Source organism: Bradyrhizobium sp. PMVTL-01, assembly GCF_051861855.1.
In the GTDB taxonomy this organism is placed as follows: Bacteria; Pseudomonadota; Alphaproteobacteria; order Rhizobiales; family Xanthobacteraceae; genus Bradyrhizobium.
Window position 1 is genome coordinate 3,973,128 of sequence record NZ_CP193982.1, and the last position, 20,169, is coordinate 3,993,296.

Genomic DNA, 20,169 nt, shown 5'->3' on the forward strand with positions numbered 1-20,169 from the left:
AAAAGAAAAACGGGGCCGCGAGGCCCCGTCAAAAGTCCGTAGCGTAGTCCGCGATCTTACTTGATCTTCTTACTTGATCTTGGCTTCGCGGAACTCGACGTGCTTGCGCGCGACCGGGTCGTACTTCTTCTTGACCAGCTTGTCGGTCATGGTGCGCGAATTCTTCTTGGCGACGTAGTAGAAGCCGGTGTCGGCCGAGGACACGAGCTTGACCTTGATGGTGACCGCTTTGGCCATGTTCTGAACCTCAGAAAATTGGGGAATCTGGAGCCGGCCAAACGGCCCGCGTTGGCCGGCAACCTAGCCAGAAACCGCCTGATGTCAAGGTTTTAGGGGGCATAAACCACTCAAATCGGGCCGATCAGGCCTCGAAGAAGCGGTTTTTGGGCCGCGGCAGACCCAGATTCTCCCTCAAAGTGGCCCCTTCATACTCCTGGCGGAAGATCCCGCGTTTCTGCAGCTCCGGGACCACCTTGTCGACGAAATCGTCGAGGCCGGCGGGCAGGAACGGGAACATGATGTTGAAGCCGTCCGAGCCGCGCCCGACCAGCCATTCCTCCATCTGGTCGGCGATGGTTTTGGCGGTGCCGACGAAGGACAGGCCGCCATAGCCGCCCACGCGCTGGGCGAGCTGGCGCACGGTGAGCTTTTCGCGGGCGGCGAGATCGACCATGCGCTGGCGGCCGCTCTTGCTGGCATTGGTCTCGGGGATCTCGGGGAGGGGGCCATCTGGATCGAAGCCGGAGGCGTCGGTGCCGAGGATGACCGACAGCGAGGCGATGGCACTGTCGTACTGCACGCGGCTGTCGAGCAGCGCGCGCTTCTCCTTGGCCTCATCGACGCTGTCGCCGACCACGACGAAGGCGCCGGGCAGGATCTTGAGGTGTTCAGGATCGCGGCCGACCTTCTCCATGCGGCCCTTGATGTCGGCATAGAGCTTCTGCCCGTCGGCGAGGCTGCCGCCGCCGGTGAACACGGCTTCCGCGGTCTCGGCCGCGAGCTGCTTGCCGTCCTCGGAGGCGCCGGCCTGCACGATCACCGGCCAGCCCTGCACGGGGCGGGCGATGTTGAGCGGGCCGCGCACCTTCAGATATTTACCGTTGTGGTCGAGCGTGTGCATCTTGGCGGGATCGAAGAACAGCCCGCTCTCGACGTCGCGCACGAAGGCGTCGTCGGCGAAGGAATCCCAGAGGCCCGTGACGACGTCGTAGAACTCGCGGGCGCGCTTGTAGCGCTCGGCGTGCTCCATGTGGTCGTCGAGCCCGAAATTCAGCGCCGCGTCAGGGTTCGATGTGGTGACGATATTCCACCCGGCGCGGCCGCCGCTGAGATGGTCGAGCGAGGCGAAGCGCCGCGCCACGTGATAGGGCTCGTCGAAGGTGGTCGAGCCCGTGGCGATCAGGCCGATCCGTTCGGTGACCGCCGAGAGCGCCGACAGCAGCGTGAACGGCTCGAACGAGGTCACGGTGTGGCTGCGCTTGAGCGCATTGATCGGCATGTTCAGGACCGCGAGGTGATCGGCCATGAAGAAGGCGTCGAACTTGCCGGCCTCGAGCTTCCGGATCAGCTGCTTGATGTGACCGAAGTTGAAATTGGCGTCGGGCCAGGCCCCGGGATAGCGCCAGGCGCCGGTGTGGATGCTGATCGGGCGCATGAACGCGCCAAGCTTGAGTTGCCGTTGTGCCATCGCCCCGTATCCGTTCTGGGTGTCGTTCGCAAAGACATAGGCACGGCCGGGAACTGCACCATTGGGGGAGGCGGGAAGAATTTTTTGTTTTTCGCGAGGTGCTCAGCACAATCGCGTCATTCCGGGTTCACGCTGCGCGCGACGCGGAATTAGGGGGAGGGTCATCGAACCAAGCTGCCGCATAGCCCGACCAAGCCATGACCCCGTGAGGAGACTTCAATGGCCGGCGCAATGACAGTGGATGGCAGCATGATTCGCATCGACCGTCCCATGCCCTGGGTCGGCCGGCTCTTGTCGCTGCCGCTGCTCGGCGCGAGCGGTTATCTGCTGTGGAATGTCGCGCTCGGCCTGCGTCAGGATTTTTCCGGCTTCGGCCGGCTCGCCGACGACCTCCTGCCGGTGCTGGTGTTCACGGGGCTCGGACTGCTCGTTGGCATTCCCGGCCTGATCCTGCTCACCTTCCGCACTTTCGTCGTGCTCAACGAGGCGCTGCGCCAGATCGTCATCACCAGGCAGTTCGGCCCGCTGAATATTCGCAGGCATCGCAATCTCGGCGACTACCAGTTCATCAGCATCACCGAGGACTATGACCCGGAGCTCACGGCCTACGACGTCAATCTGTGCGGCAGCAAGGGTACCGAGCCGATCAACCTGATGAGCTTCACGAAGCGTGATGACGCGGACAGGCTGGCGAGCGAAATCGCCCGCGTTCTCAAGCTGCCGGCGCGCAGCTATGTCGGTACCGAGCCGGACAGCGATGACGCCAGCTGATGGATAGCTCGATCGGCCGCCTCGGCTCGCCTCCCCCAGTGGAGAGAGGTGACGCCAGCCAGGCTCATCCCGCTTCGATCAGCTCAAAACATCCTTCTGCATCTTGCCGCCGTAGAAATGGAAGAACGGCACCGGCGCGTCGTGGCGCAGCGGGCCGGTGGCAAGGCGTGTGTCGAGCTCGTTGAGCACGTTGCGTGTCATCGGATGCAGATCGGCGAGCGGCTTCGAGCCGAGCTCGACCCAGACCAGCTCGACCAGCTCCGCATCGGCATGGATCACGCCCTCGACGCGGTGGGTGATCGCGGAGGCATCCGCGGTGAAGAAGCGGGTGTCGAAGCGCTTGACGCGGCCGGGCGGGGTGATCGCGCGCGCGATCAGGAACAGGCTGGAGGGATCGGGCAATAGGCCTGCATCCGCGAACGGCTTCCACGGACCTTCGAGCCTGGCCTTGCCCTCGGCCTTGCGGCCGAGACAGAGGCCGGTTTCCTCGCAGGCCTCGCGGATTGCGGCGATCGCCAGCGATTTTGCGCGTGAGGCCGGCGTCTTCGGGCTGCCCTTGGCGAGATTGGCCTCCAGCTCCGCGGTGATGGGCGCTGCAACCGGCACGCGGTAATCGTCCTTGTCGACACGGCCGCCGGGGAAGACGAACTTTCCGGGCATGAACACCACCTTGTCGTGGCGCTTGCCGACCAGGACTTTTGGAACGGCGCCGCTGCGATCGACCAGGATCAGCGTCGCGGCATCCTTCGGGCGGAAATAGGGATGGTGATCGGCTTCCTTGCCTTCGTGGATCTTGGCCTTCTCTTCTGCCTGCGAAATATCCGTCATGTCCTCACCCAAACCTTTTCTTGCTATTGCTTAGACCGGCGGAATACCATCCGGAGGATTCTCGTCAAAGCCGTGCATGCGCAGAGCCCATTGCAATCCGACCACGGCGCCCTTCACGGGCTGCAGCAGTCCGAGCGAGGCAAAGAACGTGAAGGGCAGATAGGCCGCAAAGCTGATCCAGACCGGCGTGGTGTAATTGGTCTCGATCCAGAGGATCGCGGGCACCACGATGTGGCCGACGATGACGATCACGAGATAGGCGGGCAGGTCGTCGGCGCGGTGCGGCGTGAAATCGAGGCCGCAGACCGAGCAATTGTCGGCGGTCTTCAGGAAGGCGCGGAACAGTTTTCCCTCGCCACAGCGCGGGCAGCGGCCGCGAAAGCCGCGTTTCATCGCCGACCAGACGTCGCGCTTCTCGACGAGGCCAGTCTCGCGCGTCCAGATCTTCGGGGCCGTGCTCATCGTCACCACGCCTTGCCCTTCTGCCCCTTGCCTTTTCCCTTGTTCTTGCCCTTCTTCCCCTTGCCGGACTTTTGCTTCTCCGGCTTGCGTTTTCCCTCCGGGCTGCGTCCGGGATGCGCCTTCGACGATTTGCGCTGCGCGCGGAACGGCCTGCGCTCGCGCGGGCCGGTGTCGCTTTCCGAGGACAGCAGCTCGAAGCGTAGTGCGCCTGCGATGGGAGCTGCTTCGATCAGGCGAACGTCGACGACGTCGCCGAGCTGATACATGGTGCCGCTGCGCGTGCCGACGAGGGCATGGCGGCCCTCGTCATAGTTGAAATATTCCGTGCCAAGGGATCGGATCGGGATCAATCCGTCGGCGCCGGTCTCGTTCAGCTTGACGAACAGGCCGGCGCGGGTGACGCCGGAGACGCGGCCCTGGAAACTGGCGCCGATGCGGTCGGCGAGATGATGGGCGATCAGGCGGTCGACCGTTTCGCGTTCCGCTTTCATCGCGCGCCGTTCGGTCAGCGAAATATGCGCGGCGACTTCGCTTAAGCTCTCCGGCGTCTCGCTGTCGGGCAGGGCGCCTTCGCCAAGCCCGAGCGCGCGGACCAGCGCGCGGTGCACGACGAGGTCGGCATAGCGGCGGATCGGGGAGGTGAAGTGGGCGTAGCGGCGCAGGTTCAGGCCGAAATGGCCGTAGTTCTCCGATGAGTACTCGGCCTGCGCCTGGGCGCGCAGCACGACCTCGCTGACCAGCGGGTAGTAGTCGTGGCCCTCGAGCTGGGCCAGCACGCGGTTGAACAGCGTCGGGCGCAGCGCGCCTGACTTCGCAAAGGGAACGTCGAGCGTCTCCAGGAATTCCGCGAGCGCGTGGACCTTCTCCAGCGTCGGCTCGTCATGGACGCGGTAGATCAGCGGCAGCGATTTCTTCTCCAGCATCTCGGCCGCCGCGACGTTGGCGAGGATCATGAACTCCTCGATCAGCTTGTGGGCGTCGAGACGTTCCGGCACGACCACGCGGTCGACCGTGCCGTCGCTCTTCAAGAGAATCTTGCGCTCGGGCAGATCGAGATTGAGCGGATCGCGCTCGTCGCGTGCGCGCTTGGCGCAGGCATAGGCGGCGTAGAGCGGCTTGAGGATCGGGTCGAGTAGCGGGCCGGTGGTGTCGTCGGGCCGTCCGTCGATCGCGGCCTGCGCCTGCGCGTAGCTGAGCTTTGCGGCCGAGCGCATCAGGATGCGATGAAAACTGTGCGAGCGCTTGCGGCCATCGGGGCCGAGCACCATGCGCACCGCGAGCGCGCCGCGCGGCTCGCCCGGCACCAGCGAGCAGAGATTGTTGGAGATGCGCTCGGGCAGCATCGGCACGACGCGGTCGGGGAAATAGACCGAGTTGCCGCGGTCGAGCGCGTCGCGGTCGAGCGCGGTGCCCGGCCGAACGTAGAAGCTGACATCGGCGATGGCGACGTTGACGATGAAGCCGCCTCTGTTGTTGGGGGCGTCGTCGGGGCGCGCATGCACCGCGTCGTCGTGATCCTTGGCGTCGGGCGGATCGATGGTGACGAGCGGGACGTCGCGCCAGTCCTCGCGGCCCTTCAGGTTCGCGGGCTCGGCGGCTTCCGCCTCGCGCTCCGCTGCGGAGGAGAATTGCAGTGGAATCTCGTGGGCGTAGATCGCGATCAGGCTGATCGCCTTCTCCGACTTGACCGAGCCGAGCTTCTCCTTGACCCGGCCGGAGGCGAGACCAAAGCCGCGGCTGCGGACGATGTCGACGCTGACGAGGTCGCCGTCCTGTGCACCTTGCGTGTCCGTTTTGGCGATGTTGAGCTCGCGGTCGGCGAACTTCTTGTCGACGGGGACGAGCCGTCCGCCGCCCTCGGGAAGGCTGCGGAAGACGCCGAGGATGCGACTCTTGGCCTTGTCGATGACCTTGATGATGCGGCCGCGATAGGCGGGACCTTCGTCATCGTCCGAGCGCTCGACGCGCAGCAGCGCACGGTCGCCGACACCGGCGGCGGTGCCGGGCTTGGCCCGGCGCGGCATCTCGATGAGGATCTTTGGCGGCTCGCCGCTCTCGACCTCGTCCCATTCGGCGGGGGAGGCGATCAGCTCGCCATCGGAGTCGCGGCCGGTGATGTCGGCGAGCAGCGTCGGCGGCAGCGCGTCCGGCTCGGAAACCTTGTGGCGCTTCTTCTTGATGATCCCGTCGTCGGCGAGCTCGCGCAGCATGCGCTTGAGCTCGACGCGATCGGCGTTCTTGAGGCCGAACTCGCGCGCAATTTCGCGGGTCCCGACCTTTCCTGGATTTGCCTTGATGAAGGCGACGATGGCTTGCCTGTCGGGAAAGCCACGGTCTTTCTTTGGTTTCACTTAACCTCTAATTCTTGCCGGCGCTCTTCTTGGCCGGAGCCTTGGTGGCGGCGGCCTTGGTCGGCGACGTCTTTGCGGTCGACGACACGGCGGCGCGCGCCTTGCTGGTGGATTCGGATTTGGATTTGGCCGCGGCTTTCTTCGCGGCCGGTTTCTTCGGTTTTGGCGCGGCATCCTCGCCGTCGGCCGTCTCCGCAGCCTTCTTGGCCTTGGCAGGCTTCGCCGCCTTCTTCGCCTTGGTCTTGCCGCCGCCCTTGGCCGCGCGCTCGTCGATCAGCGCGATCGCCTGCGGCAGCGTGATGGCGTCCTTCTCGAACTCGGCCGGGATCGTCGCGTTGACGCCGCCCGCGGTGACATAGGCACCATAACGGCCGCTCTTCACGGTGACTGTGCCGAGCGTCGGATGGTCGCCGATCGCCTTGCCGGGATCGGCGCCGAAGCGGCGGCTCGGACCCTTGGCGGCCTTCTCGGCGATCAGCGTCACGGCGCGGTTGAGGCCGATATCGAAGACCTCGTCGCCGGCCTCCAAGCTCGCATAGGTCTTCTCGTGTTTCACGAACGGCCCGAAGCGGCCGAGACCTGCCGTGATCGGCTGGCCCGTTTCCGGATGCTTGCCGATCTCGCGCGGCAGCGACAGCAGCTTCAGCGCGAGCTCGAGATCGACATCGCTGGGCGAGGTGCCCTTGGGGATGCCCGCGCGCTTCGGCTTCTCGCCTTCCTCATAATCCTTCTGCTCGCCGAGCTGGATGTAGGGGCCGAAGCGGCCGGCCTTGACCCAGACATCGCGCCCCGTGTCAGGGTCCTGGCCGAGCGAACGGTCGGCGGTCGCCTCGCCGTCAGCGGCGAGCTGACGGGTGTAGCGGCATTCCGGATAGTTCGAGCAGCCGACGAAGGCGCCGAACTTGCCGGCCTTGAGGTTGAGGCGCCCGGTGCCGCAATTCGGGCACTGGCGCACGTCGCCGCCGTCGGCGCGCGGCGGATAGATGTGCGGCCCCAGCATCTCGTCGAGCACGTCGAGCACCTGCGCGACGCGCAGGTCCTTGATGTCGTCGACGGCGCCGATGAAGTCACGCCAGAAGTCCTTCAGCACCTGCTGCCAGGAGATCTCGTTGTTGGAGATGCGGTCGAGCTGCTCCTCCAGCGCGGCGGTGAAGTCGTATTCGACATAGCGGCTGAAGAAGCTCTCCAGGAACGCGATCACGACGCGCCCCTTGTCTTCGCCGTGCAGGCGCTTCTTCTCCAGCTTGACGTAGCCGCGGTCCTTCAGGACCTGGAGGATCGAGGCATAGGTGGAGGGACGGCCGATGCCGAGCTCTTCCATGCGCTTGACGAGGGACGCTTCGGAGAAGCGCGGCGGCGGCTCGGTGAAATGCTGGGTGACGGCGAGCGACTGCCGCTTCAGCGCCTCGCCGGCGCTCATGCCGGGAAGGCGGCGGGAATCCTCGTCCTCCTCGTCGTCGCGGCCTTCCTGGTAAAGCGCGAGGAAGCCGTCGAACTTGACGACCTGGCCGGTGGCGCGCAGCTCCAGCGTCCGGCCGCCGGCCTTCGCGGTGATGTCCACCGTGGTGCGCTCGAGCTCGGCCGCCTCCATCTGGCTCGCGATGGTACGCTTCCAGATCAGCTCATAGAGCCGGGCCTGATCGGCATCGAGCTTGCGGCTCATGCTGACGGGACGGCGGGAGAGATCGGTCGGGCGGATGGCTTCGTGCGCTTCCTGGGCGTTCTTGGCCTTGGCCTGGTACTGGCGCGGGGAGTCCGGCACATAGGCCTTGCCGTAATCCTCGCCGATCACCTTGCGCGCCTGCGTGATCGCCTCGGGGGCGATCTGCACGCCGTCGGTCCGCATATAAGTAATGAGTCCGGTGGTCTCGCCGCCGATGTCGATGCCTTCATAGAGGCGCTGGGCGATGCGCATGGTGTGCGCCGGCGCAAATCCGTATTTGCGGCTGGCTTCCTGCTGCAGCGTCGAGGTGGTGAAGGGCGCCTGCGGATTGCGACGGGCCGGCTTGGCATCGACCGCGGTGACGGCATAGGCGGCCGCTTCCAGCGCCTTCTTGAAGTCTTCGGCTTCCGCGCCGGTGCCGATGTCGAGGCGCTGGATCTTCTTGCCGTCGGCGCCGACGAGGCGGGCCTCGAAGGCATCGCCGCGCGGGGTGAGCAGGGTCGCGATCAGCGACCAGTATTCGCGCGGCACAAACTTCTCGATCTCGAGCTCGCGGTCGCAGACGAGGCGCAGCGCCACCGACTGCACGCGGCCGGCCGAGCGGGCGCCCGGCAGCTTGCGCCACAGCACGGGGGAGAGGGTGAAACCGACGAGGTAATCGAGGGCGCGGCGCGCCATATAGGCATCGACCAGCGCACCATCGATCTGGCGCGGATGCTTCATCGCCTCGGAGACGGCCTGCTTGGTGATGGCATTGAACACCACGCGCTCGATCTTCTGATCCTTCAGCGCACGCTTCTCCTTGAGCACTTCGAGCACGTGCCAGGAGATGGCCTCGCCCTCGCGATCAGGGTCGGTCGCCAGAATCAGGCGGTCGGCGCCCTTCAGGGACCTCGCAATATCATTGAGCCGGCCGGCCGCCTTGGGGTCGACCTCCCAGATCATCTTGAAATTGGCGTCGGGATCGACGGAACCATTCTTCGCCGGGAGATCGCGGACATGGCCGAACGAGGCCAGAACCTCGTAGGACGAGCCCAGATACTTGTTGATCGTCTTGGCTTTCGCCGGCGACTCCACAATGACGATATTCATTTAGTTCCAGTGGCTTACGGGAAAATCTGGGGCCGAAAACGAAAGGACTCGGGTCGGCCGTTTCGCCCCGAACATGGGTGGTGAGACCCCGGCTGTCAAATCGGGCGGTGTTGAAAGCGCGCCGAATGAGAAAAGTTTCATATCGAGAAAGTTGCAAAGTACCACCTTGGAGTTGCGATCCATGTAGGCGTAGTGTCTCTGTGGGGGCATGGATTCGGGGTGGGGACGGGTGACAAGGCGGGGAAAGAAGCGAGCGCGCGCCGTGGCAGGCGCGCCGGGAGGCTCGCGCAACGACGAACCGGGAGAGGGCGGGGCAGATGAGGCGGTGGCCTTCATCGCCGAGCAGGTGGCTGCGTTGCGCAAGCTCACCGAGCGCCACAAGCTGGACGTGCTGCATTATCTCCTAGGGATGACGCAGCTGGAAGCCGATGAGCATTTGCGGCTGCGGACGAGGCGCAAGCTGTCGTGAGGAGCGGGTCTCTATTAGTCCCGTCATCCTGAGGCGCGAGTGGCGCGATGCCAGGCATCGCGCCGGGAGCCTCGAAGGATGCACGGCCGAGGTGCCAGCGGGGCCGTCGCCCTTCGAGGCTCGCCGACGAGACGAGCGCCTCAGGGTGACGGTGATATCTGGAGCGCGCGCCGCATCAACGTCGTCATTGCGAGCGCAGCGAAGCAATCCAGAGTCGTTCCAGGGTGGTGGTCTGGATTGCTTCGCTGCGCTCGCAATGACGCGGTGGTCAGCCCTTGCGTCCAGCTATGCTGGTGTCCATCGGTCGCTCGAAGCGTCCGCGAAGGCTTTGGGTCGTGTCCCCAGTGATGGTGTAGCTCGGTAGAGCAAAGCCGTCCGCCCGCGCGCCCTCAAATAGCGCCGTAGCGGGTGGACGGCTTTGCGGTGGTCACCGGCAATTCGCCGGTAGGGTCGGGTTGCTGACACCAACCTGATTCGAGGAACCACCGATGACCGACGAGATGATGAACCTTCGCGCGCTTGTGGAGAAGGCCCCCGACGCCGACCTGCTGCGCGAGATGATTGGCTTTGCCGCCCAGCGGCTGATGGAGTTGGAGGTCGCCGGGCTGACCGGCGCGGCCTACGGCGAGAAGAACGCCGAGCGCCTGGCCCAGCGCAACGGCTACCGCGATCGGAGCTGGGAGACGCGCGCCGGGGCCGTCGAGCTGCGCATTCCCAAGCTGCGCAAGGGGAGCTACTTCCCGGGTTTCCTGGAGCCGCGCCGGATGGCCGAGAAGGCGCTGACCGCCGTGATCCAGGAAGCTTATGTGCAGGGCGTCTCGACCCGCTCGGTCGACGACCTCGTGCAGGCGATGGGCATGAGCGGGATCTCCAAGAGCCAGGTGAGCCGGCTGTGCGGTGAGATCGACGACAAAGTGAAGGCCTTCCTCGCCCGCCCGATCGAGGGCGACTGGCTGTATCTGTGGATCGACGCCACCTACGTGAAGGTGCGCCAGCAGGGGCGCATCGTCTCGGTCGCGGTGATCGTCGCAGTGGGTGTCAACAGCGATGGCCGGCGCGAGATCCTGGGCATGGATATCGGCCCCTCCGAGGCCGAGACGTTCTGGACCGCGTTCTTGCGCAAGCTCGCCCGCCGCGGGCTGCGCGGCGTCAAGCTCGTGATCTCCGATGCGCATGAGGGCATCAAGGCCGCCGTCAGTAAGGTGCTCAATACCGCTTGGCAGCGCTGCCGCGTCCACTTCATGCGCAACGTCCTGGCACATGCTGGCAAGAGCGGCCGGCGCGTCGTCTCCGCCTTCATCGCCACCGCCTTCGCCCAGGACGATGCCGAAGCGGCCAGGACGCAATGGCGCAAGGTCGCAGATCAGCTCCGTCCCAAACTGCCAAAGCTCGCCGCCTTCATGGATGACGCCGAGCCCGACGTGCTGGCCTATATGAGCTTCCCGGCTCCGCACCGTGCCAAACTGCATTCGACCAATCCGATCGAGCGCCTCAACGGTGAGATCAAGCGGCGGACCGAGGTGGTCGGCATCTTCCCAAACGAGGACGCCATTGTCCGCCTCGTCGGTGCGATCCTGCTCGAACAGAACGACGAATGGGCCGTCCAGCGCGCCCGCTACATGACGCTGGAAACCATCGCTCCCTTGAGCGATGATCCCATCGTCGGCTTGCCCGCCGTGGCAGGCTGATGCCTTCCGACCCGCCGGAAAATTGGCGGTGGCCTGCTGTCAGTTACACCACGCCACGGGGCACGATCAGGCTTTGAATTGCGCCGCGGGTCCGCCCATGTAGGTCGGGCTGCCAAACGCGACCGCGGTGGCGCGGTCGATCGTTTCCAATACGCTCTCATTTTGGAAGCGGCCTGACATGATGTCGTTGGGCCTTTAGCCATCTTGACGCCGTTTATACTTACTACAAGTGGCACTACGTCGTCATTGCGAGCGCAGCGAAGCAATCCAGAGGCATTCCTCCGAGGTAGTTTGGATTGCCTTGCTGCGCTCGCAATGACGGAGGGGTGGCTGGCATGCGTCGTCACCCCGACCGCCGCCGTCGCGCCGGTCGCGGTTTCAGCGTGGTGTCGGCGGGGCTGAGCACGCGGCCGTCCTCGGCGCGCATTTCGAGCTTCTTCACCGGGCGGCCTTTCTCGCGATCGACCAGGATCGTCGCGATCTCGTCGGGGTGGTCGTCGAACTCCTCGCTCCATTGCCTTAATGCGACCAGGATCGGGAAGGTGCCGCGGCCCTTTGGCGTCAGCACATATTCCTGATAGGCGCTGCCGTCGGAGGCGGGGGCGGTTTCCAGGATGCCGTGGTCGACCAGTGCGCGCAGCCGCACTGACAAGATGTTCTTGGCCATGCCGAGCTTGCTCTGAAACTCGCCGAAGCGGCGCAGGCCGAACAGCGCCTCGCGGATGATCAGCAGCGACCACCAGTCGCCGAGCGCGTCCAGCGAGCGCGCGATCGGGCAGGAATCGCCCTCGAAGCTCGTTCGTTTCACCATCGTCGTCTGTCCTTTCGCGTTCGCACGGTCCGGCCGCCGATCACGCGCTTGTGTGGTTGCATTATAAAACCAAGTGGTCTAGATGGCAATGTAGTTTCATAATGCAACTACTTGGAGGCGAGCGTGAGACTGAAGGACAAGACGGCCTTGATCACCGGCGGCAACAGCGGCATCGGGCTTGCGACGGCAAAACTGTTCGTGGCCGAGGGCGCCAAGGTGGTGATCACCGGGCGCAACAAGGAGACACTGGCGGCCGCCGCCAAGGAGCTTGGGGCGAACGCGCTCGCGCTCGCAGCCGATGCCACCGACATCGCCGCGACCGAGGCGGCGATCAAGCAGGGCGCCGAAAAATTCGGCAAGTTCGACATCGTGTTCGCCAACGCCGGTATTCCCGGCAGCACGCCGCTCGGCGCAGCGACGCTGGATGTGTTCGAGAAGGTCATCAGCACCAATTTGACCGGCGTGTTCTTCACCGTGCAGTCGGCGCTGCCTCATCTCAACGACAATGCCTCGATCATCCTCAACGGCTCGGTGATCTCGGTGCTCGGCATTCCCGGCTATTCCGCTTACGGTGCCGCGAAGGCCGGTGTGCGTGCGATGGCGCGGATCATGGCCTCGGAGCTGTCACCGCGCGGTATCCGCGTCAACGTCGTCGCCCCCGGTGCGATCCGCACGCCCATCTGGGGGCCTGCGATCGCGACGCCCGAAGCCGAGAAGGCCTTCGAGAAGCGGATCGCGCTGTCGACGCCGCTGGGGCGTATTGGTGAACCCGATCACATCTCGAAGACGGTGCTGTTCCTCGCCTCCGATGATGCCGCGCACGTGCAGGGCCAGGAGATCTTCGTCGATGGCGGCGCGGTGGCATCGCCGAGCGGCGCGCCGATCTATCGCGGTTGATCAAGTGAAGTGAAAATTGAATCGGCCGGCGTCGCCTTCGTCGGTTGCGCCGGCCGGTTCCCTCGCGTTGTGCGGCGTATTGTCTAAACCTTTGCGTGAGGCGTTGAACCTTCGCTTGCGCTGCAAAGACATTTCTACGGGCGGGGGTCACAAGACCCGATTTCAAGGGAGCCCGTGATGCCAAAGGCAGCTCGCATTTTTTCATCGATTTCAGCACCGCGTATTTTCACCGAACGTTCCGCCATTCCCGCCAAGCACTCTGACATCTCGGAGTTCATCGGCGTGGCTCTTTTCTCCGGGATCGGCCTGTTCATTTCGCTCGTGGCCGTCATCCTCGGCATGCAGGGCGCCTGGTTTTAGCGATGTTGACTGTCAGCCGCCGCCGGAGTCCGGCAGCGGCTGGGGTCGTCGTGCGAACTTTACGCAGCGCGCAAATTGGTCGCCGCCTGGAGCGCGCCTGCAATCGCCTTTTCGCGGTGCTCCGGTCCGACCTGGATGCCATCGGCGCTGATGAATTCGGGATTGATCCCGATGAAGCCGAACACGCCGCGCAAATAGGTCTCGAGATGCTCGAGCGCCGCCGCCGGCGAGCCTGCGCCATAATAGCCGCCGCGTGAGATGGCCAGGATCACGCGCTTGCCGCCGGCAAGACCCTGCGGCCCATTCGCCCCGTAGCTGAACGTCTTGCCCGCCACGACGATGCGGTCGATCCATGCCTTGAGCTGGCTGGGAATCGTAAAATTGTACATGGGGGCGCCGATCACGACGATGTCGGCGGCCAGGAACTCGTCCAGCGCGGCTGCGCTCGCGGCGAGGTCGGGTCCGAGTTCCGCCGGCGCCGGCGCGCCCTGCGCGGCTGCCAGGTGCGAGCCGGACAGGTGGGCGAGAGGGGTCTGGCTCAGGTCGCGATAGACCACCTCGAGGGACGGCGTCGCCTGCTTGAGGCGGTCGACGATGGCGGCGGAGACCTGCCGGCTGACGGAGTGGGGGCCGAGCACGCTGGAGTCGATATGGAGGAGTTTCATTTGGGGTCACCCTGGTATAGATTTGTAACCCGGACTACATGAGTGACTGTTGAAATCCCCGCAAGAACGCACTTTTTTGAGCCATGGACACATTATTGAAACCTGCTCACACCGATTTACCTGCCTCGCCAAGGCTGGATCAGAGGCTGGGTCCAGGTCCGGATCAAAGGCCGGATCCCAACCACGCGGACTGCCGCGGGGTCGCTTCCGTGCTGTCCCGCGTCGGCGACAAATGGAGCGTGTTCGTCATCATGATGCTGAGTGACGGGCCGAAGCGCTTCAATGAGCTGAAGCGCATGATCAACGGCATCTCGCAGCGGATGCTGACCCTGACGCTGCGCGGCCTCGAGCGCGATGGCCTCGTCACGCGGACGATCTTCCCGACCATTCCGCCGCGCGTGGATTATGAGCTGACCGATCTCGGACACGGGCTGTCGCGGCCGGTCGAGGCGCTCGGCAAATGGGCGAAGGATCATCTCGATCAGATCGAGGCCGCGCGCACCCGGTTCGACCGGCGCAACGACGGCTAGATCAGCGAGAGCTTTGGTTGAAAAGCTGCGAGCGGCGAGCTCCAACACCTCTCCCCGCCGGGGGCCCCGCGGTGACGACAGCCGCACGAACCAAACTTCATCATTTCAGCAGCGACACCAGGCCGCCGCCGTGGCGTTCGAGGCGGCCGGCAAGCTCGAGCTCCAGCAGCACGGTGCGCACGATCGCGGGCGAGGCGCCGGACATCCGGACGAGATCGTCGATCGAAATCGGGGCAGGGCCGAGCAGGCCGGTGATCTGGTCGCGGTCATGGCCTTGCGGATCGCTTTCGAACGGATCGCTTTCGAACGGATCGCTGTCGGGCTCGCCGACGGGGTGCATCGGCGGCCGCTCCATGATCGGCTGCAACGCGTTGACGATGTCGGCGGCTTCGGTGACGAGCGTTGCGCCCTGCTTGATCAGGTCGTTGGTGCCGGCGGCGCGCGGGTCGAGCGGCGAGCCGGGGACGGCGAACACTTCGCGGCCCTGTTCGGCCGCCATGCGCGCGGTGATCAGCGAGCCGGAGCGGTGCGCCGCCTCCACCACGACGACGCCGAGCGCGGCGCCGGAGATCAGGCGGTTGCGGCGGGGGAAGTCGCGGGCGCGCGGCTCGTGGCCGAGCGGCATCTCGGAGATCGCCGCGCCCGCGTGATCGAGGATCGATCCGAGCAGATCGCCATGTTCGGGCGGATAGATACAGTCATGGCCGCCGGCGAGCACCGCGATCGTGCCGCTCTCGACGCTGGTGCGATGCGCGGCCTGGTCGACGCCGCGGGCGAGGCCCGAGATGATGACGAAGCCGACCTCCCCGAGCTCGCGCGCGAGCTGGCCGGCAAACTTCAAGCCGGCGCCGGAGGCGTTGCGCGAGCCAACGATCGCGATTATCGGCCGCATCAGGGTCTTCGTGTCGCCGCGCACCGCAAGCAGCGGCGGCGCATCGTCGATCATCGCGAGGCGCGCTGGATAACCGTCTTCGCCGGGCGCGAGCCAGGCGATGCCGAACTTGCGGCTCGCCGCGAGCTCGGCCTTTGCTTCATCCGCGCTGCAGATACGCCCCGATCGCTGCGCACCGCCGCGACGGGCGAGATCCGGCAGCCGCTCCAGCGCGGCGCGCGCCGTGCCGAAATGATCGACCAGCGAGCGAAAGGTGCGCGGCCCGACATTGTCGGAGCGGATCAGCCGCAGGCGGTCGATCCGCTCAGCCTCGGTCAGCTCCACGCTTGGGTTGATGGCGTCCACGGCGTCTCCTTGTGAGCGCAGCATGGAACAACCTGAGGGCGTGGGCAACAGCGTCGTGCGCTTGCGTGGCCCCTTCGCGATGCTAAAAGCGATGCCAATAAGAAGGGTTTCGCCATGATCTCACTCGCCGACCTCCAGCACCGCATCGAAGCGGGCGAGCTTTCGCCCGAGGCCGCCATCGCCCAGTCGCACGCGGCGATCGAGGCCAGGGAGAAGGACGTCCGCGCCTTCGTCCGGCACGACAAATCCGCCAAGGCGCAAGCCTCCGGCCCGCTGCGCGGCATCGCGGTCGGCATCAAGGACATCATCGACACCGCCAACATGCCGACCGAGATGGGCTCGGTGATCTATCGCGGCTGGCAGCCGCGCTCGGATGCGCCGGTCGTGATGATGCTGAAGCGGGCAGGCGCGACCATCATCGGCAAGACCACCACGACCGCGTTCGCCTCGCGCGACCCGACGCCGACGCTCAATCCGCACAATCTCGGTCACACGCCGGGCGGTTCGTCCGCGGGCTCGGCGGCAGCGGTCGGCGCCGGCATGATCCCGCTGGCGCTGGGCACCCAGACCGGCGGCTCGGTGATCCGGCCTGCGGCCTATTGCGGCACCGCCGCGATCAAACCGTCGTTCCGGATGCTGCCGACGGTTGGTGTCAAATGCTATTCGTGGGCGCTCGACACCGTCGGCCTGTTCGGCGCGCGCGCGGAGGATCTCGCGCGCGGACTTTCGGCGATGACGGGCCGCAACGAATTCTCCGGCATCGCTCCGGCGAAGGCGCCGCGCATCGGCGTGGTCAGGCAGGAATTCGCCGGTGCCGTCGAGCCGGCGGCGGAAGAGGGGCTGCAAGCTGCGATAAAGGCGGCCGAACGTGCCGGCGCCAGCGTGCAGACGCTCGCCACGCCGGAGTCGCTGGCGGAAGCCTGGCGCGTCCACCCGATCATCCAGGATTTCGAGGCGCATCGCGCGCTCGCCTGGGAGTTTGACGAACATCACGACGAGATCGCACCGATGCTGCGCGCCAGCCTCGATGCGACGGTCGGGCTGACGCCGAAAGACTACGATGAGGCCCGCCGCATCGCTCGTCGCGGCCGCCGCGAACTCGGAGAACTGTTCGAGGATTTCGATGTGCTGCTGACCTATTCGGCGCCGGGCACGCCGCCGGCCAAGGAACTCGCAACGACAGGCGATCCCCGCTACAACCGGGTCTGGACGCTGATGGGCAATCCTTGCGTCAACGTGCCGGTGCTGAAAGCCAATGGCCTGCCGATCGGCGTCCAGGTGATCGCGCGCTTCGGCAATGATCCGGTGGCGTTGTCGTCGGCCTGGTTCCTGGAGAACGCGCTGGCGAAATCAGGCTAGCGCCGCTTCGGCGGCGGGCAGCGTGTGTTGGGCGTCCGCGCCGGACGCGCCTTGCCCGAGCCAGCGCTCGGCAGCCTCGCGGCCGCTCCGGTGCAGCGCGCGGATGAAGCCGCGGCCGAGATCGGTCGATGAGCGCTGCGCCAGCCCGTCAACGGCATCTTCCGCGGCGATCCTGGAGAGCCGCAGCGACGGCGCGGCGCGTGACTGTGCCCATTCGATGGCCGCGACCTCGGCGTTGAGCGCAGCGTTTGCCGCGATCTGGTCGAGACGGCGGTCGATCGCGGCGAGGGTGATAGGCACGTAGCTGTCGCGGGACGGCGTGACCTGGACCAGCAGCACGTCCGCCGCAGACGTTTCCTGCACCAGCCGCACCAGCGGCGGATTGCCGCCAAAGCCGCCGTCCCAATAGGCCTCGCCGTCGATCTCGACGGCGCAGTGCACCAGCGGCGGGCAGGTCGAGGCCAGCGCAACGTCGGGGGTGATGGCCTCGTTGCGGAAGATCTGCTGCTGCCCGTCGCGGATCCGCGTTGCCGCGATTAAAAGTCTTGGCGCGTTTGCGGCGCGCAGCGCCGCGAAATCGATGTCGCGCGACAACGCCTGCCTGAGCGGGTCGAGATCGAACGGATCGAAGTGGCCGGAGCGCAGCGTCGGCCCGAACGCGACCGAGCTTCCTGCGGGCGAAAATCCGCCGAGCAGCATCAATGAGCGGAACGATGCTTCGTGCATCAGGCGGACCCAGAACCGGTTCAGCCGATTGCGCGCGGCTTCACGGCCGCCCTCGGCGAGGCCGGAGGCGAGCAGGAGCGCATTGATCGCGCCGGCACTTGCGCCGGTGATGGTGTCGATTTCGATATCCGGCTCTTCCAGCAGCCGCTCCAGCACGCCCCAGGTGAAGGCGGCGAAGGTGCCGCCGCCCTGGAGGGCCAGCGAAAGTTTTCGCGGCGGCCATTGTCTGGATGGAGTCGGCGCAACGGGTGGGGCGACGGTGATCACCGCGACGGGAAGCGGAGGCTGCGCAACAAGAACGGGCGGCGTCGCCGGCGGGGCAACGGAGGCAGGCCCGGGAGGCGGCGAGGGAGCACCGGACCAGATGTCCGTCGCAAAGAGCAGCAGGCTTGCAGCGGTGCGGGCTGCACCTTGCGAACCACCGTCAATCTGCGCGCCGACAATCTTCTCGCTCATTCTGAGCAACCGCGTAACGCCATCTTCCACGTCAGGATGACAGGCATGGAACCCGTCCGCTACAGCCTGAGGCGAGTGGTGCGGAAGTTGCGAACAGGATTTGGCATATAATGCGGAAAGGGTGCGGCGGTATCCGCACTTTTTCGGATCAGGCCTTAGGCCTTCTCGCCGATCCGGCTTTCCTTGCCTGATTGCAGCCGCTTGATGTTCTCGCGATGCGCGTAGAACAGCAGCAGTGTCAGCACCGCGAACAGCGCGGACAAAGCGAGATGGCCGAACCACCATAGGAACATCGGCGTGATGAAGGACGCCACCAGCGCCGAGAGCGAGGAGTAGCGGGTGGTGAAGGCGGTGGCGAGCCAAAGCAGGCAGAACACCACCGCGGCCGGCCAGAACAGTCCAATCAGGATGCCGATATAGACCGCGACACCTTTTCCGCCCTTGAACCTGAGCCAGACCGGAAACAGGTGCCCGAGGAAAGCGCCAAGTCCCGCCACCATCGCCGCGTTGGGCCCAGCGATGTAGCCACAGATCACCACGGCCACGGTGCCCTTGAGCGCATCGAACAGCAGGGTGCCCGCGGCAAGGCTCTTGCGCCCCGTGCGCAGCACATTGGTGGCGCCGATGCTGCCGGAGCCGATCGAGCGGATATCCTGCGTTCCGGCGAGTTTTGTCAGCACCAGTCCGAACGGAATCGAGCCGAGGAGGTATCCGATGACGAAGGCCACCGGCAGGAAGGCTTCAAGCCCCATGGCTGGATCTCCAAAGGCCGCATCCGCATGTCGAATCGAGGCGCCACGCATGATCCCGCACGTCAGACATGTTCGTACACCGTCCGTCCGCCGACAATGGTGCGCACCACTCGGCCTGTAAAGCGGGCCTCGTCGAACGGGGTGTTCTTGCAAGGCGATTTGAGGTCGGCGGGATCGACCACCCAGGGCACATCGGGGTCGATCACGATGACGTCCGCAGGGCTACCCGCGCGCAAGGTTCCGCCCGGCAAACCAAGCAGCTCGGCCGGCCGGGTCGACATCGCCCGGATCAGCGTTTTGAGTTCCAGCTCGCCATTGTGCACCAGCCGCAGGCCGGCGGGCAGCATGGTCTCGAGCCCGACGGCGCCGCTGGCCGCTTCCGCGAACGGCAGGCGCTTGACTTCGACGTCCTGCGGATTGTGGTCGGACATGATGACGTCGACGAGGCCGGAGGCGACGGCGGCGACCAGCGCGCGGCGGTCGTCCTCGGTGCGCAGCGGCGGCGACAGTTTCAGGAAGGACCGGTAGGGTCCGATGTCGTTCTCGTTCAGCGCAAGATGGTTGATGGAGACCGAGGCGCTGACGGGGAGGCCGGCATCGCGGCCGCGCTTGAGGATCTCGAGCGAGTCGATGCAGGACAGCGAGGCTGCGTGATAGCGGCCGCCGGTCAGCGCGACGAGGCGCATGTCGCGCTCGAGGATCACCGCCTCGGCGGCACTCGGGATGCCCATCAGGCCCAGCCGCGATGCGAACTCGCCCTCGTTCATCACGCCTTCGCCGACGAGATCGGGGTCCTCCGTGTAGTGCACGATCAGCGCGTCGAAATCGCGGGCGTAGGTCAGCGCGCGGCGCATCACCTGCGCATTGGTCACGCTTCTGTCGCCATCGCTGAAAGCCACGGCGCCGGCGGCCTTGAGCAGGCCAAACTCGGTCATCTCCTGGCCGTGCATGCCCTTGGTGAGCGCCGCCATCGGCTGGATGTTGACGATCGCGGTGTCGCGGGCGCGCCGCATCACGAAGTCCACGGTCGCCGAATTGTCGACAACGGGCAGGGTGTCGGGCTGGCAGATGATGGTGGTTATGCCGCCGGTCGCAGCCGCCTGGCTCGCGGTGGCAAAGGTCTCACGATGGCTGTAGCCGGGCTCACCGACGAAGGCGCGCATGTCGATCAGGCCCGGCGCGACGACCTTGCCGGCGCAGTTGACGATGTCGGTGCCCTCGGGGACGCCGGCGGCGCCGATGCCGCGGCGGGTCTCGCGGATGGTGCCGTCGGCAATCAGGACGTCGCCGACGCCGTCGAAATCCCTCGAGGGATCGACGACACGGGCGTTGGCGAGCAGGACGGGGCGGCGGTCGGTCAGCATG

General features: G+C 65.8%; 19 protein-coding genes. 7 read left to right on the forward strand and 12 right to left on the reverse strand.

Features of this window, described 5'->3' with window-relative positions; translation table 11 throughout:
• Window positions 1-69: 69 nt before the first annotated feature.
• Together rpmG and ACRQ5Q_RS19155 are read right to left on the reverse strand one after the other, a co-directional pair.
• Window positions 70-237 carry a 50S ribosomal protein L33 gene (gene rpmG / locus ACRQ5Q_RS19150; RefSeq protein ID WP_007603295.1) on the reverse strand — a complete coding sequence of 56 codons (168 nt, stop codon included), beginning with the start codon at window positions 235-237 and terminating at the stop codon, window positions 70-72.
• Between the two features lie 124 nt (window positions 238-361).
• Window positions 362-1,687 carry an LLM class flavin-dependent oxidoreductase gene (locus ACRQ5Q_RS19155; protein WP_439399483.1) on the reverse strand — a complete coding sequence of 442 codons (1,326 nt, stop codon included), beginning with the start codon at window positions 1,685-1,687 and terminating at the stop codon, window positions 362-364.
• Window positions 1,688-1,906: 219 nt separating this feature from the next.
• On the opposite strand from ACRQ5Q_RS19155, the gene ACRQ5Q_RS19160 reads away from it, so the two are divergent.
• Complete coding sequence (locus ACRQ5Q_RS19160; protein ID WP_439399484.1) at window positions 1,907-2,458, forward strand: hypothetical protein; 552 nt, start codon at window positions 1,907-1,909, stop codon at window positions 2,456-2,458.
• A 78-nt stretch (window positions 2,459-2,536) separates the two neighbouring features.
• Here the strand turns inward: ACRQ5Q_RS19160 and ACRQ5Q_RS19165 are convergent, their stop codons facing one another.
• Genes ACRQ5Q_RS19165 through topA form a run of 4 tightly spaced genes read right to left on the reverse strand, consistent with a single transcriptional unit; the run spans window position 2,537 to window position 8,854 of the window.
• Entirely contained in the window at window positions 2,537-3,286 is a 750-nt protein-coding gene (locus ACRQ5Q_RS19165) for an NUDIX hydrolase (RefSeq protein ID WP_439368624.1), read from the reverse strand.
• A gap of 30 nt (window positions 3,287-3,316) precedes the next feature.
• Window positions 3,317-3,757 (reverse strand): DUF983 domain-containing protein, encoded by a 441-nt coding sequence (locus ACRQ5Q_RS19170; protein ID WP_439368622.1) that lies wholly within the window; start codon window positions 3,755-3,757, stop codon window positions 3,317-3,319.
• On the reverse strand, window positions 3,751-6,099 hold the full coding sequence (rnr, locus tag ACRQ5Q_RS19175) for a ribonuclease R (RefSeq protein WP_439399486.1): 2,349 nt from the start codon (window positions 6,097-6,099) through the stop codon (window positions 3,751-3,753). The genes ACRQ5Q_RS19170 and rnr overlap by 7 nt, the downstream gene beginning before the upstream one ends.
• Before the next feature lie 7 nt (window positions 6,100-6,106).
• The gene (gene topA / locus ACRQ5Q_RS19180; RefSeq protein WP_439399488.1) at window positions 6,107-8,854 is read right to left on the reverse strand and encodes a type I DNA topoisomerase; all 2,748 of its coding nucleotides are present in this window, start codon (window positions 8,852-8,854) and stop codon (window positions 6,107-6,109) included.
• Between the two features lie 262 nt (window positions 8,855-9,116).
• Between topA and ACRQ5Q_RS19185 the strand changes: the two genes are divergently transcribed.
• A complete protein-coding gene (locus ACRQ5Q_RS19185; protein ID WP_439368618.1) occupies window positions 9,117-9,323 on the forward strand; it encodes a hypothetical protein in 207 nt (68 codons plus the stop codon).
• A gap of 488 nt (window positions 9,324-9,811) precedes the next feature.
• Window positions 9,812-11,011, forward strand: coding sequence for an IS256 family transposase (locus ACRQ5Q_RS19190; protein ID WP_439392260.1), 1,200 nt, complete (start codon window positions 9,812-9,814; stop codon window positions 11,009-11,011).
• A 343-nt stretch (window positions 11,012-11,354) separates the two neighbouring features.
• Here the strand turns inward: ACRQ5Q_RS19190 and ACRQ5Q_RS19195 are convergent, their stop codons facing one another.
• Window positions 11,355-11,822, reverse strand: coding sequence for a winged helix-turn-helix transcriptional regulator (locus tag ACRQ5Q_RS19195; RefSeq protein WP_439368616.1), 468 nt, complete (start codon window positions 11,820-11,822; stop codon window positions 11,355-11,357).
• Between the two features lie 123 nt (window positions 11,823-11,945).
• Between ACRQ5Q_RS19195 and ACRQ5Q_RS19200 the strand changes: the two genes are divergently transcribed.
• Together ACRQ5Q_RS19200 and ACRQ5Q_RS19205 are read left to right on the forward strand one after the other, a co-directional pair.
• Window positions 11,946-12,719, forward strand: a complete 774-nt coding sequence (locus ACRQ5Q_RS19200) for an SDR family NAD(P)-dependent oxidoreductase (protein ID WP_439399490.1) — start codon at window positions 11,946-11,948, stop codon at window positions 12,717-12,719.
• Between the two features lie 177 nt (window positions 12,720-12,896).
• On the forward strand, window positions 12,897-13,079 hold the full coding sequence (locus ACRQ5Q_RS19205) for a hypothetical protein (RefSeq protein WP_439368614.1): 183 nt from the start codon (window positions 12,897-12,899) through the stop codon (window positions 13,077-13,079).
• Between the two features lie 59 nt (window positions 13,080-13,138).
• Here the strand turns inward: ACRQ5Q_RS19205 and ACRQ5Q_RS19210 are convergent, their stop codons facing one another.
• Window positions 13,139-13,744 carry an FMN-dependent NADH-azoreductase gene (locus tag ACRQ5Q_RS19210; protein WP_439368613.1) on the reverse strand — a complete coding sequence of 202 codons (606 nt, stop codon included), beginning with the start codon at window positions 13,742-13,744 and terminating at the stop codon, window positions 13,139-13,141.
• A gap of 83 nt (window positions 13,745-13,827) precedes the next feature.
• On the opposite strand from ACRQ5Q_RS19210, the gene ACRQ5Q_RS19215 reads away from it, so the two are divergent.
• A complete protein-coding gene (locus ACRQ5Q_RS19215; protein WP_439368612.1) occupies window positions 13,828-14,274 on the forward strand; it encodes a winged helix-turn-helix transcriptional regulator in 447 nt (148 codons plus the stop codon).
• Window positions 14,275-14,374: 100 nt separating this feature from the next.
• Here ACRQ5Q_RS19215 and dprA read toward each other — a convergent pair whose 3' ends face one another.
• Window positions 14,375-15,535, reverse strand: a complete 1,161-nt coding sequence (gene dprA, locus ACRQ5Q_RS19220; RefSeq protein WP_439399492.1) for a DNA-processing protein DprA — start codon at window positions 15,533-15,535, stop codon at window positions 14,375-14,377.
• A gap of 90 nt (window positions 15,536-15,625) precedes the next feature.
• Between dprA and ACRQ5Q_RS19225 the strand changes: the two genes are divergently transcribed.
• The gene (locus tag ACRQ5Q_RS19225) at window positions 15,626-16,870 is read left to right on the forward strand and encodes an amidase (protein WP_439368609.1); all 1,245 of its coding nucleotides are present in this window, start codon (window positions 15,626-15,628) and stop codon (window positions 16,868-16,870) included.
• Here the strand turns inward: ACRQ5Q_RS19225 and ACRQ5Q_RS19230 are convergent.
• The 3 genes from ACRQ5Q_RS19230 to ACRQ5Q_RS19240 all read right to left on the reverse strand — a co-directional run bounded on the left by ACRQ5Q_RS19230 (window position 16,862) and on the right by ACRQ5Q_RS19240 (window position 20,168).
• On the reverse strand, window positions 16,862-18,052 hold the full coding sequence (locus ACRQ5Q_RS19230) for a patatin-like phospholipase family protein (RefSeq protein WP_439399494.1): 1,191 nt from the start codon (window positions 18,050-18,052) through the stop codon (window positions 16,862-16,864). The two genes, ACRQ5Q_RS19225 and ACRQ5Q_RS19230, sit on opposite strands and share 9 nt — an antisense overlap.
• Window positions 18,053-18,207: 155 nt before the next feature.
• Complete coding sequence (plsY, locus tag ACRQ5Q_RS19235) at window positions 18,208-18,804, reverse strand: glycerol-3-phosphate 1-O-acyltransferase PlsY (RefSeq protein ID WP_439368607.1); 597 nt, start codon at window positions 18,802-18,804, stop codon at window positions 18,208-18,210.
• Window positions 18,805-18,866: 62 nt separating this feature from the next.
• Window positions 18,867-20,168, reverse strand: a complete 1,302-nt coding sequence (locus ACRQ5Q_RS19240; RefSeq protein ID WP_439375625.1) for a dihydroorotase — start codon at window positions 20,166-20,168, stop codon at window positions 18,867-18,869.
• Window position 20,169 lies beyond the last annotated feature (1 nt).